The following is a 10,757-nucleotide window of genomic DNA, read 5'->3' as shown; positions in this document are numbered from 1 at the left end:
GGTGCATGCCTCGGTGCTCACCGCCTTTGCGGTGGGCCGCTTGCAGCGCTATGCGCGCTCGGGCTTCAAGCGCCTGCCCACCGAGCACCTGGAAGCCTCGCTGCAGCTGCTGGCAGGCTGAGGGCGCCTGCCGCGCGCGGCCCGCACGGCCGTTCGCTGCTACCGTCGCGCCATGTTCGATGTGACCTGGGGCGGTGAACAGTTCCGCCTGCTGCCGCAAAAGGCGGCTTATCTGCCCGACCACGGCACGCTGTTGATCGCCGATGCCCACATCGGCAAGGCCGTGAGCTTCCGCCGCCTGGGCGTGCCGGTGCCGCGTGGCACCACTTCCGAGAACCTCGCCCTCATCGACCAGCTGCTGCAGCTGCACGACGTGCGGCACCTGGTGTTCCTGGGCGACCTGCTGCATTCGGCCCATGCCCATGCGCCCGACACGCTGGCCGCGATGGGCCGCTGGCGCGAGCGCCATCCGCGGCTGGACGTGACCCTGGTGCGCGGCAACCACGACGACCGCGCGGGCGATCCGCCCGGCTGGCTGGACATCCGCTGCGTGGACGAGCCGCTGCGCCTGGGCGGCCTGGCACTGTGCCACCACCCGCGGCCGCGCGTCGGCGCGCAGGTGGTGGCCGGCCACATCCACCCCGGTGCGATGCTGGGCCGCGGCTTCGACCGCGTGCGGCTGCCGTGCTTCCATCTGCGTGAGGGCGTGGCGGTGCTGCCGGCCTTCGGCAGCTTCACCGGCCTGCACCCGGTGGACCGGCAGCCCGGCGACCGGCTGGTGGCGGTGGCCGACGGCCAGCTGTTCGAGGTGCCCGCTCGCTAAACTGCCCGGTTTGTGTTGCGCCGGCCGCCCCGCCGTTGCCCTTGCGATGTCCATCGATCTCGAACGCTTGATGCAGCGCGCCGATGCGCTGCTGGCCCGGCTGGAAGCCGTGCTGCCGCTGCCGGCGGCCGCCCCCGACTGGAACGCCGCCATCGCCTGGCGCTACCGCAAGCGCCGCGGCGCCGGCGTGCTGGAGCCGGTGCGCCATGTGGCCACCATCCGCCTGGCCGACCTGCAGGAAATCGACGGCCAGAAGGAGCGCCTGGTGCGCAACACGCGCCAGTTCGTCACCGGCCGTGCAGCCAACAACGTGCTGCTGACCGGCGCCCGCGGCACCGGCAAGAGCTCGCTGGTCAAGGCCTGCCTGAACGAATTCGCACCCAGCGGCCTGCGCCTGATCGAGGTGGACAAGGCCGACATGGTGGACCTGCCCGACCTGGTGGACCTGGTGGGCGACCGGCCCGAGCGCTTCATCGTCTTCTGCGACGACCTCAGCTTCGACGAAGGCGAGCCGGGCTACAAGGCGCTGAAGTCGATGCTCGACGGCTCGGTGGCGCAGGCCAGCGACAACGTGCTGATCTACGCCACCAGCAACCGCCGCCACCTGCTGCCCGAGTACATGAAGGAGAACCTCACGTACACCCACACCGAAGACGGCGAGGTGCACCCCGGCGAGGTGGTGGAAGAAAAGATCTCGCTGTCCGAGCGTTTCGGGTTGTGGATCAGCTTCTACCCCTTCAGCCAGTCCGAATACCTGGCTGTGGTGGCGCAGTGGCTGCAGCACTTCGGCGTCGATGCGGCGCGCATCGAGGCGGCGCGGCCCGAGGCGCTGGTGTGGGCGCTGGAGCGCGGCTCGCGTTCCGGCCGCGTGGCCTACCAGTTTGCGCGCGACTTTTCGGGGCGCAGCGAACAATGACTGAGTCTGTCCGCGCCGAGCGCACCCCGGTCGACGTGGCCGTGGGCGTCCTCATCGACCCCGACGGCCGCTTCCTGCTCACCTCGCGCCCGGAGGGCAAGGTGTACGCCGGCTACTGGGAGTTTCCGGGCGGCAAGCTGGAAGCCGGCGAAACGGTGGAACAAGCCCTGCGCCGCGAGCTGATCGAGGAGCTGGGCATCACCATCGGCCCGGTGCAGCCGTGGCGGGTGGAGATCGTCGACTACGAACATGCGCGCGTGCGGCTGCACTTTTGCAAGGTGTTCAGCTGGACGGGCGAGTTCGAGATGCGCGAACGCCAGCAGATGGCCTGGAACCAGCTGCCGGTGCAGGTGCGGCCGGTGCTGCCGGGCACCGTGCCGGTGCTGGCCTGGTTCGCCGAAGAACGCGGCTTTGCCGGCCCCACCCACCCCGAGACTTAAACTGCCCCCATGGATTGGCTCGACAGCATCAAGTGGGACCGCGACGGGCTGGTGCCCGTCATCGCCCAGGAACGCGGCAGCAAGGACGTGCTGATGTTCGCCTTCATGAACCGCGAGGCCCTGGCCCGCACCGCCGAGCTGGGCGAGGCGGTGTACTGGAGCCGCTCCCGCCAGCGGCTGTGGCACAAGGGCGAAGAGTCCGGCCACATCCAGAAGGTGCATTCGATGCGGCTGGACTGCGACGCCGACGTGCTGCTGCTGGAAGTGACCCAGCTGGGCCATGAGCCGGGCATCGCCTGCCACACCGGGCGCCATTCCTGCTTCTTCCAGCGCTACGACAACGGCGCCTGGCACACGGTCGATCCGGTCTTGAAAGACCCTGAAAGCATCTACAAATGAGTGGCAACGACACGCTGGCCCGGCTGGCCGAGGTCATCGAATCGCGCAAGGGCGCCGACCCCGACACCAGCTACGTTGCCCGGCTGTTCCACAAGGGCACCGACGCCATCCTGAAGAAGATCGGCGAAGAAGCCACCGAGACGGTGATGGCCGCCAAGGATGGCGAGCGCAGCAAGATCGTCTACGAGGTGGCCGACCTGTGGTTCCACAGCCTGGTGGCGCTGGCGGCCTTCGACCTGAAGCCGGCCGACGTGCTGGCTGAACTTGAGCGCCGCGAAGGGCTCTCAGGTCTGGAAGAGTTCGCGCTGCGCAAGGTGAAGCAGCGCGAGCACCAGGGCGACTAGCCTGCCCCCTCACCTGCGAAGGACCGCCTTTTGAACCCGATCGTCGACGTCACCCCCGGCTCGCAGCGCGAACAGTCGCTGCGCACCATCGGGCACATTAGCTACGCGCTGCATGCCATCGTCGCGGTGAGTGCGGTGCTCCCGGCCTTCCAGCCGACGGTGCTGCTGCTGGTGGCGGCCTTCATCCTCGACCTGGTCAAGCGCAGCGATGCCGACGGCACCTGGCAGGAATCGCACTTCAGCTGGCGCATCCGCAGCGTGCTGTGGGCGGCCGGCCTGTACCTGGTCACCGCGCCGCTGTGGCTGCTGTTCTTCGTGCCCGGGTGGATCGCCTGGGGCGTCATCTCCATCTGGTTCCTCTACCGCGTGGTGCGTGGCTGGCTGGCCCTGAACGACGGCCGGCCGATGCCCTGACCCCCGCGCCCCCAAGCCCATGCACACCGACCCCAACTGCATCTTCTGCAAGATCGCCGCCGGCCAGATTCCTGCGCGCAAGGTGTACGAAGACGATGAGCTCATCGCCTTCCACGACATCGCGCCCTGGGCGCCGGTGCACATCCTCATCGTGCCGCGCGAGCACATCGGCTCGATGCAGGAGGTGACCGAGGCGCAGCAGGCCCTGCTGGGCAGGATGATGGTGCTGAGCACGCGGCTGATGCGCGAGCTGGGCGTGACCAACGGCTACCGCCACGTCATCAACACCGGTGCCGACGGTGGCCAGGAAGTGGGCCACCTGCACCTGCACGTCATGGGCGGACCGCGCCCGTGGAACAAGGGCTGAGCCGGGGCTGAGTCCCCCACGGCAAAGCTGTCATGTCGCCCCCCTAGAATCGTCGGATTCCCTCGAAGGAGATTGATATGGGTTCGTTCAGCATCTGGCATTGGCTGATCGTGTTGCTCGTGGTGGTGCTGATCTTCGGCACCAAGAAGCTGAAGAACATCGGCTCCGACCTCGGCGGTGCGGTCAAGGGCTTCAAGGACGGCGTGCGCGGTGGCTCCGAAGGCGTCGGCGAGCCCGACGTGCCGCCCCAGCAGGTCACCGCCGCCCAGCGCGCTGCTGCCGACGCGCAGACGGTCGACGTCGAAGCCAAGCGCAAGGCCTGAGCTTCGCCGCTTCCTGATGAAGTTGTCCGCATGAAGTTGTCCGCATGAGCGCTGCATGATCGATTTCGGTTTCGACAAGATCGCGCTGATCGGGGCGGTGGCGCTCATCGTCATCGGCCCCGAACGCCTGCCCAAGGTGGCCCGCACGGTGGGCCACTTCGTGGGCAAGGCGCAGCGTTACGTGGCGGAGGTCAAGGCCGAGGTCAACCGCTCCATCGAACTCGATGAGCTGAAGAAGATGAAGACGCAGTTCGAGGACGCGGCGCGCAACGTCGAGCAGACGGTGCACAGCGAGTTCAACCAGCACACCACCGACCTGCAGCGCGACTGGGACGATGCGGCCACGGCCGGTCTGGCGCCTGCGGTGGGCACCGATTCGCTCAGCACCCCGGTGCCCGAGTACCGGCACCCGGGCAAGAAGTGGCGCCTCAAGCGGGGCGCCATTCCGCACTGGTACAAGCAGCAGGCTGGCATCCGCACCAAGGCGCAGTCGGGCGCCGCACGGGTGGCCCGTCACCGGCCGAAACGCTGGTCATGAGCACCCAGGAGAAAGACGAACTCGAAGGTACCGAGCAGCCCTTCGTTTCGCATCTGGTCGAGCTGCGCGACCGCCTGATCCGGGCGCTGATCGCCGTGGGCGTGGTGTTCGGCGTGTTGTGCGTGTGGCCCGGACCGGGCGGCTTGTACGACCTGCTGGCCGCGCCGCTGGTGCACACGCTGCCGGCCGGCGCCACGCTGATCGCCACCAACGTGATCTCGCCCTTCGTGGTGCCGCTCAAGATCACGCTGATGGCGGCCTTCCTGATCGCCTTGCCGGTGGTGCTGTGGCAGGTGTGGGCCTTCGTGGCGCCGGGCCTGTACTCGCACGAGAAGAAGCTGGTGCTGCCGCTGGTGGTGTCCAGCACGCTGCTGTTCTTCGTGGGGGTGGCGTTCTGCTACTTCTTCGTGTTCGGCCAGGTGTTCAAGTTCATCCAGAGCTTTGCACCCAAGAGCATCACCGCCGCACCTGACATCGAGGCCTACCTCAGCTTCGTGCTGACGATGTTCATCGCCTTCGGCGCTGCGTTCGAGGTGCCCATCGTGGTCATCGTGCTGGCGCGCATGGGGCTGGTCAGCATCGAGAAGCTCAAGTCCTTCCGCGGCTACTTCATCGTGCTGGCCTTCATCATCGCCGCGGTGATCACGCCGCCCGACGTGGTGTCGCAGCTGGCGCTGGCGGTGCCGATGTGCCTGCTCTACGAGCTGGGCATCTGGGCCGCGCAGCTGTTCATCAAGCACACGCAGGCGCCTGACAGCGAGGCGGAAAGCAACACCACCGCGGGATGACGCGGGTCAGCGCGCCGGCTGCGCCCGCGGCCGCTGCGCCACCTTCACGCTGGCTTCCACCGCCTGCTTGCCGCGCTGCAGGCCGATGGTCACGCGGGTGTCGGGCTTCAAGGCCGCCACCGCACCCAGCAGCTGCTGGGTGTTGGTCACGGCATGGCCGGCCACGCTGGTCACCACGTCGCCGGGGCGGATGCCGCCCTGGCTGGCCGGGCCGTCCTGCAGCACGCCGGTGATCAGCACGCCCTGGCTGACGGGCAACTGGAAGGTCTCGGCGATCTCGGGCGTCAGGTCGCGCGGCTCCACCCCGATCCAGCCGCGGGTGACGCTGCCGTCGCGGATCAGGCTTTCCATCACCTGCCGGGCCGAGTCCGCCGGGATGGCGAAGCCGATGCCCAGGCTGCCGCCGCTGCGCGAGAAGATGGCGGTGTTGATGCCCACCAGGTTGCCGTTCACGTCCACCAGCGCGCCGCCCGAATTGCCGGGGTTGATGGCCGCATCGGTCTGGATGAAGTTCTCGAAGGTGTTGATGCCCAGCCGGCTGCGGCCCAGCGCGCTGACGATGCCGGAGGTGACCGTCTGCCCCACCGCGAACGGGTTGCCGATGGCCAGCACGATGTCGCCCACCTGCAGCTCTTCGGATTGCCCGAAGGTGATGGCCGGCAGCCGGTCGAGCGAGATCTTGAGCACCGCCACGTCGGTCTCGGGGTCGGCGCCGATGACCTGGGCCGAGGCCTGGCGGCCATCGACCAGCTGCACCTCGATCTCGCTGGCGCCGTCGATCACGTGGTTGTTGGTCAGCAGGTAGCCTTCGGGCGAGACGATGACGCCCGAGCCCAGGCCGCGCTGCGGCTCCTGCTGCTGCGGGCCATTGCCTTCGCGGAAGAAGAAGCGGAACCAGGGGTCTTCCGCATGCGGGTTGCGCTGCGGCGCCCGCATCGCGGTGACGCTGACCACCGAAGGCGAGGCCTTGCGCGCCGCGGTGCTATAGCCCGCCATCGCGGCGCTGGCCGGCAACGACGAAGCCACCGGCGCGCTGACGATGGAGACGATCTCGGGCAGCAGCGTCTGGCCGGCGCGGCGCGACAGCCAGTCGGGCTTGAGCGTGGCCACCACGAACAGCACGGCCAGGGCGACCGTGACCGCCTGCGAGAAAATGAGCCAGGTTCTACGCATGCAACAGGAAGGAAGGCGAGGAATGGTCCAGCGCAACGAGGTCGAAGCCTACTTGGGCCGTTTGCTGGCCGTGGACCGCTTGAAGGATTATGGGCCGAACGGTCTGCAGGTCGAGGGCGGTGCGCAGGTGCGCCGCATCGTCTCCGGTGTCACCGCCAGCCGGGCGCTGATCGAGGCGGCCATCGCCGATGGCGCCGACACGATCCTGGTGCACCACGGCCTGTTCTGGCGCGGGCAGGACGGCCGGCTGACCGGCTGGCTGAAGGCCCGGGTGCAGCTGTTGATGGCGCACGACATCAACCTGTTCGCCTACCACCTGCCGCTGGATGCGCATGCCGAGCTGGGCAACAACGCGCAGCTGGGTTTGCAGCTGGGCCTGGTGGCCGATGCACGCTTTGGCGAGCAAGACCTGGGCTTCATCGGCCAGGCCAAGGGGCTGGACAGTGCGCAGGCGCTGGCCCTGCGCGTGGAGGCGGCCCTGGGTCGTGCGCCGGTGCTGTTGCCCGGCGACGGCCGGCCGCTGCAGCGCGTGGCCTGGTGCACCGGCGGCGCACAGGGCTACTTCGAATCGGCCATCGCCGCGGGGGCGGATGCCTTCATCACCGGCGAAATCTCGGAGCCGCAGGCGCATCTGGCCCGCGAGACGGGCGTGGCCTTCTTGGCCTGCGGCCACCATGCCACCGAGCGCTATGGCGCGCCCGCGGTGGCCGAGCACCTGGCGCAGACCTATGGCCTGCAACACAGGTTCATCGAGATCGAAAATCCAGCTTAGAGGCAACCCCGAGCCCGCGCCGCTCGCGGCCCCCGAGGGGCGCTCAGTCCCTTGGGGCGGCCCGGCGGGACTTAGAACGACACGTTCAGGCCGATCGAGTACTGGTCGGTGTTGCTCTTCTGGTCGAAGGCGTCCAGGCGGTAGCGTTCCCATTCGCCGCGGATGGCCATGGTCTTGGACAGGTTGTACTGCACGCCCAGGCCGAACTTCGGGATGGTGCTGCGGTCGCTGTCGCCGTTGGCGCTGGTCTTCACGCTCGCCACGCCCAGCTTGGCGAGGGCCGTCCAGTCGGTGGCAAAGGGCAGCATGCCCACGGCGTCCAGCGCCACGCCGTTGGCCTTGGCATCGCCGCCGTTGCCGCTCAGCTTGCCCAGGCGGAAGGCACTGCCTTCCAGCGCGAAGTTGGGGTTGAACTGGTAGCCGCCGTACAGCTTCAGGCCGGTGCCGGAAGAGTCGCCTGACACGCCGTTGATGTTGTCGCCACGCCAGTCGGGCTTGGCGATGGAGCCACCCACGTACAGGCCTTCGGCCATGGCGGGCAGGGCGCTGGCGGCCAGCAGGGCAGCAGCAACGGCAGCGCGGGTGCGGGTCTTCGAGTTCGTCATGTGTTTTGTGTCCTCTCAACAGGGCCGGCGGATGCCAGCGTGGAACCATGTTGGAAGGAGCGCGTGAAGAAGGTGCCCGGCTTTGCGTGAAATGTTGTTGCGCCACCGGTGAGCAGCTGATGCAGGCGTCAGCAGGCGTATCAGCGCCACCGGGCTGAAAATGGGCCATGGCCCCGACAAACACACCCCATCAGCCGCCCCTGTTGGTCACACTCGGTGACCCTTGCGGCATCGGCCCCGAGATCGTGGCCGGCGCCTGGCTGCGGGGCGAGTTGCCCGACGCAGTGGTGGTGGGCGATGCCGGCGTGCTGCGTCGCGGCCTGCGTGCGTTGGGCCAGGCCGCCCCTATCGCGCTGCTGGATGCGCCGGGTGACCTGGCCGCCTGCCCGCCGGGCGCACTGCCCCTGCTGTCCGGCGGCGAAGACGCGGGCCTGGCCGACTTGCCCTGGGGCCGCATCGATGGCCGGGCCGGCGCGGCCGCGGCGCGCTGGATCACGCAGGCCGTGCGCCTGGTGCAGGCCGGCGAGGGCCGGGCCATCGTCACCGCGCCCATCCACAAGGAAGCCTTGAGCGCCGCGGGCGTGAAGTTCCCGGGCCATACCGAGATGCTGCAGTCACTGGCGGCCGGCCCCGACGGCGCGCTGCCGCCGGTGCGCATGATGCTGGCCAACCCCGAGCTCAAGGTGGTGCTGGTCACCATCCATGTATCGCTGCGGCGGGCGCTGGAGCTGCTGGACCATGACGCGGTGCTGTCCACGCTGCGCATCGCCCACCGGGCCGCGGCGCGCTGGGGCCAGCCGCGGCCGCGCATCGCGGTGGCCGGGCTCAATCCGCATGCGGGCGAGGGGGGCTTGTTCGGCGATGAAGAGCTGCGCTACATCGGCCCCGCGATCGAGGCGGCGAGGGCCGAAGGCATCGATGCGCAAGGCCCGTTTCCGCCCGACACGGTGTTCATGCGCGCGCGCCGCGGCGCCTTCGACCTGGTGGTGGCGATGACGCACGACCATGGCCTGATCCCGGTGAAGTACCTGGGCGTGGAAGAGGGCGTGAACGTGACGCTGGGCCTGCCGTTCGTGCGCACCAGCCCCGACCACGGCACCGCCTTCGACATCGCCGGCCAGGGCCTGGCCGACCCGGCCAGCCTGGTGACGGCGGCGCGCATGGCGCGCCAGCTCAGCGGCGCAGGCGCCTAGTGCCTGGCGGGCGCGGCGCCTGAAGGCCGCAGGGCCGCCAGCTGCTTGCGCGCGCGGGCGGTGGCCCGCTCGATCAGGAATGCGTTCTCGAACGCGCGGAAGCGCCCCGCCTCGCACAGGCGGTGCAGCATGCGCGAGGTCAGCGACACCGTCTTCTGGTGCTTGCTGCCGCTGGTGAAGACGAAGAAGGCACGGCCCGGGCTCACGTAGTTGAGCTTGACCTTCTGCCACTGCTCGTCCACCAGCATCTGGTAGGCAAAGCCCAGCTGCACATGGTCGGCCAGCGAGGCACCGCGGCTGGGCTCCACCGGCTCGGGCGGCGGCAGGCCGTCGAGCTGGATGTCCACCGCGCTCAGCTCGGGCTCGAGGTTGAGGTCGATGTCCACCTGGCGCTGCCAGTTGACCGACTCTTCCTTCACCAGGCCGATCTGCGCCGCTTCATCGTCGCTGAAGTGCACCTGGTCCACCGCGTCCTTGAGCACCGGCAGCGTGCCGCCTTCGGCCACGCGCGGCAGCGGCATCGCGAACACCGCGTCCAGCTGCTTGACCATCAGGTTGAAGTCCAGCGGCCGCAGCGACTGGCCTTTCAGCGATTCGGCATGGGCGGGCAGCAGCTCGGAGAAAAAGGCCTTCTGCGCCGCATCGGGCCAGCCGATGATGGCCAGGCCGTGGTTCAGGTCCTTCATCAGCTGCGGCAGCGACATCAGGAAGGTCTTGCGGTCGGCCGGCGTGCCCTTGGGCTGCACGCTCATCACCACGTCGCGTGCCGCGCGCCTCAGGCGCTGCGAGAGTTCGCCCGCCTCGCCACCGCGCCGGGCGGCCAGCACCAGCGCCTGGCTCCACACCTGCGCCAGGAAGCTGCGCAGAAAGGCCGGCATCTCCACCGGTGCCAGCGCGGCCTGCAGCTGCCGCAGGTACTGCTGCTGCACCCGCAGGTCCTGCTCCTTGGCCTCGACCATCTGGGGCGCGTTGCTGCCCTGCTCGCGCACTTCGTCGCGGGCCTGCGCGGCGATGAAGCCTTCCAGGGCGCCGAGCTTCTGCTCGTACACCTCCATCTGGTCGAAGTCGCCGTCGACGATCTCCTGCACCAGCGCCCGCACCTGACCGATGAACTGCTGGCCCGGCCCGCTGCCGAAGTCTTCGAAGGCGCAGGCCAGCGACGCGATGCGGTTGACGAAGCGGCGCACCGGATGGCGGCGCGACGAGAAGAAGCTGGGGTCGCCCAGCGCCACCCGCAGCACCGGCAACTGCAGCCGTGCGATCTGGCGCGCCATCTGCGGCGGCACCTTGGGGTCCGAAAGGATCTGCTCGAACAGGCTGCCGACCACGTCGATCACCATGTGGTCGAGCCGGCCGGTGGCCGCCTGGCGCAGCTCGTCGCGGTGGGCGTAGATCAGGTTGGGCAGCGGGCCATCGCCAGAAGGCCCGAATCCCGAACTGGCCCCGGCGCCGGCGCCGGTGCCGGGGCCGACAGGGCCGTAGGCGGCCGCGGCGCCGTCCTGCCACGGGCTTGCGGCGCCCGCTGCGGCGCGGCCGCGCTGCGTGGTCAGCTGGCGGATCAGCGACATCACCCGCCCGTCCACCCGGCCGAACGGCGTGCCGCCGCCGACGGCGCCTTGGCGCTGCGGTGCGCCGGGTTCTTCGCTCAACGCAGCGCCGCGG

At 69.3% G+C, this 10,757-nt stretch carries 15 protein-coding genes and 1 pseudogene; 13 read left to right on the top strand and 3 right to left on the bottom strand.

Annotated features, from left to right (window positions below):
* The 11 genes and pseudogenes from ABNT58_RS21665 to tatC all read left to right on the top strand — a co-directional run.
* Positions 1–121: pseudogene (locus tag ABNT58_RS21665) on the top strand (nucleoid occlusion factor SlmA); the annotation flags it as partial.
* A gap of 51 nt (positions 122–172) precedes the next feature.
* On the top strand, positions 173–823 hold the full coding sequence (pdeM, locus tag ABNT58_RS21660) for a ligase-associated DNA damage response endonuclease PdeM (RefSeq protein WP_348755481.1): 651 nt from the start codon (positions 173–175) through the stop codon (positions 821–823).
* A 46-nt stretch (positions 824–869) separates the two neighbouring features.
* Positions 870–1,739 (top strand): ATP-binding protein, encoded by an 870-nt coding sequence (locus tag ABNT58_RS21655; RefSeq protein WP_348755480.1) that lies wholly within the window; start codon positions 870–872, stop codon positions 1,737–1,739.
* Positions 1,736–2,179: an NUDIX domain-containing protein gene (locus tag ABNT58_RS21650; RefSeq protein WP_348755479.1), complete on the top strand. Its 444-nt coding sequence runs from the start codon at positions 1,736–1,738 to the stop codon at positions 2,177–2,179. The genes ABNT58_RS21655 and ABNT58_RS21650 overlap by 4 nt, the downstream gene beginning before the upstream one ends.
* Positions 2,180–2,188: 9 nt before the next feature.
* Positions 2,189–2,578 carry a phosphoribosyl-AMP cyclohydrolase gene (hisI, locus tag ABNT58_RS21645; RefSeq protein WP_348755478.1) on the top strand — a complete coding sequence of 130 codons (390 nt, stop codon included), beginning with the start codon at positions 2,189–2,191 and terminating at the stop codon, positions 2,576–2,578.
* The gene (locus tag ABNT58_RS21640; RefSeq protein WP_348755477.1) at positions 2,575–2,922 is read left to right on the top strand and encodes a phosphoribosyl-ATP diphosphatase; all 348 of its coding nucleotides are present in this window, start codon (positions 2,575–2,577) and stop codon (positions 2,920–2,922) included. Before hisI ends, ABNT58_RS21640 begins: the two co-directional genes overlap by 4 nt.
* A gap of 30 nt (positions 2,923–2,952) precedes the next feature.
* Positions 2,953–3,336: a hypothetical protein gene (locus tag ABNT58_RS21635; RefSeq protein ID WP_348755476.1), complete on the top strand. Its 384-nt coding sequence runs from the start codon at positions 2,953–2,955 to the stop codon at positions 3,334–3,336.
* A 19-nt stretch (positions 3,337–3,355) separates the two neighbouring features.
* Positions 3,356–3,703 carry a histidine triad nucleotide-binding protein gene (locus ABNT58_RS21630; RefSeq protein WP_348755475.1) on the top strand — a complete coding sequence of 116 codons (348 nt, stop codon included), beginning with the start codon at positions 3,356–3,358 and terminating at the stop codon, positions 3,701–3,703.
* 77 nt (positions 3,704–3,780) lie between these two features.
* Positions 3,781–4,026 (top strand): Sec-independent protein translocase subunit TatA, encoded by a 246-nt coding sequence (gene tatA, locus ABNT58_RS21625; RefSeq protein WP_348755474.1) that lies wholly within the window; start codon positions 3,781–3,783, stop codon positions 4,024–4,026.
* Between the two features lie 55 nt (positions 4,027–4,081).
* Complete coding sequence (gene tatB, locus ABNT58_RS21620; RefSeq protein ID WP_250197772.1) at positions 4,082–4,564, top strand: Sec-independent protein translocase protein TatB; 483 nt, start codon at positions 4,082–4,084, stop codon at positions 4,562–4,564.
* Complete coding sequence (gene tatC / locus ABNT58_RS21615; protein ID WP_348755473.1) at positions 4,561–5,352, top strand: twin-arginine translocase subunit TatC; 792 nt, start codon at positions 4,561–4,563, stop codon at positions 5,350–5,352. The genes tatB and tatC overlap by 4 nt, the downstream gene beginning before the upstream one ends.
* A gap of 6 nt (positions 5,353–5,358) precedes the next feature.
* Here tatC and ABNT58_RS21610 read toward each other — a convergent pair whose 3' ends face one another.
* A complete protein-coding gene (locus tag ABNT58_RS21610) occupies positions 5,359–6,525 on the bottom strand; it encodes a trypsin-like peptidase domain-containing protein (protein WP_348755472.1) in 1,167 nt (388 codons plus the stop codon).
* A 22-nt stretch (positions 6,526–6,547) separates the two neighbouring features.
* Between ABNT58_RS21610 and ABNT58_RS21605 the strand changes: the two genes are divergently transcribed.
* On the top strand, positions 6,548–7,297 hold the full coding sequence (locus ABNT58_RS21605) for a Nif3-like dinuclear metal center hexameric protein (RefSeq protein WP_348755471.1): 750 nt from the start codon (positions 6,548–6,550) through the stop codon (positions 7,295–7,297).
* 71 nt (positions 7,298–7,368) lie between these two features.
* Here the strand turns inward: ABNT58_RS21605 and ABNT58_RS21600 are convergent, their stop codons facing one another.
* Complete coding sequence (locus ABNT58_RS21600) at positions 7,369–7,902, bottom strand: outer membrane beta-barrel protein (RefSeq protein ID WP_348755470.1); 534 nt, start codon at positions 7,900–7,902, stop codon at positions 7,369–7,371.
* A gap of 167 nt (positions 7,903–8,069) precedes the next feature.
* Here ABNT58_RS21600 and pdxA point away from each other — a divergent pair, with 167 nt between their 5' ends.
* A complete protein-coding gene (gene pdxA / locus ABNT58_RS21595; RefSeq protein ID WP_348755469.1) occupies positions 8,070–9,095 on the top strand; it encodes a 4-hydroxythreonine-4-phosphate dehydrogenase PdxA in 1,026 nt (341 codons plus the stop codon).
* Here pdxA and ABNT58_RS21590 read toward each other — a convergent pair.
* The coding region (locus ABNT58_RS21590; RefSeq protein ID WP_348755468.1) for a DUF1631 family protein at positions 9,092–10,757 on the bottom strand (1,666 nt) is incomplete at its 5' end. The genes pdxA and ABNT58_RS21590 overlap by 4 nt on opposite strands.

The sequence above is a fragment of the uncultured Aquincola sp. genome, assembly GCF_964001545.1.
Lineage (GTDB): Bacteria > Pseudomonadota > Gammaproteobacteria > Burkholderiales > Burkholderiaceae_C > Aquincola.
Note: the sequence above shows the minus strand (reverse complement) of the source record. Positions and strands in the feature narration are given on the sequence as shown.

Coding starts and splice junctions, on each gene's coding strand:
- pdeM (WP_348755481.1), top strand. CDS start 173: ATGTTCGATGTGACCTGGGGCGGTGAACAGTTCCGCCTGCTGCCGCAA.
- ABNT58_RS21655 (WP_348755480.1), top strand. CDS start 870: ATGTCCATCGATCTCGAACGCTTGATGCAGCGCGCCGATGCGCTGCTG.
- ABNT58_RS21650 (WP_348755479.1), top strand. CDS start 1,736: ATGACTGAGTCTGTCCGCGCCGAGCGCACCCCGGTCGACGTGGCCGTG.
- hisI (WP_348755478.1), top strand. CDS start 2,189: ATGGATTGGCTCGACAGCATCAAGTGGGACCGCGACGGGCTGGTGCCC.
- ABNT58_RS21640 (WP_348755477.1), top strand. CDS start 2,575: ATGAGTGGCAACGACACGCTGGCCCGGCTGGCCGAGGTCATCGAATCG.
- ABNT58_RS21630 (WP_348755475.1), top strand. CDS start 3,356: ATGCACACCGACCCCAACTGCATCTTCTGCAAGATCGCCGCCGGCCAG.
- tatA (WP_348755474.1), top strand. CDS start 3,781: ATGGGTTCGTTCAGCATCTGGCATTGGCTGATCGTGTTGCTCGTGGTG.
- tatB (WP_250197772.1), top strand. CDS start 4,082: ATGATCGATTTCGGTTTCGACAAGATCGCGCTGATCGGGGCGGTGGCG.
- tatC (WP_348755473.1), top strand. CDS start 4,561: ATGAGCACCCAGGAGAAAGACGAACTCGAAGGTACCGAGCAGCCCTTC.
- ABNT58_RS21610 (WP_348755472.1), bottom strand. CDS start 6,525: ATGCGTAGAACCTGGCTCATTTTCTCGCAGGCGGTCACGGTCGCCCTG.
- ABNT58_RS21605 (WP_348755471.1), top strand. CDS start 6,548: ATGGTCCAGCGCAACGAGGTCGAAGCCTACTTGGGCCGTTTGCTGGCC.
- ABNT58_RS21600 (WP_348755470.1), bottom strand. CDS start 7,902: ATGACGAACTCGAAGACCCGCACCCGCGCTGCCGTTGCTGCTGCCCTG.
- pdxA (WP_348755469.1), top strand. CDS start 8,070: ATGGCCCCGACAAACACACCCCATCAGCCGCCCCTGTTGGTCACACTC.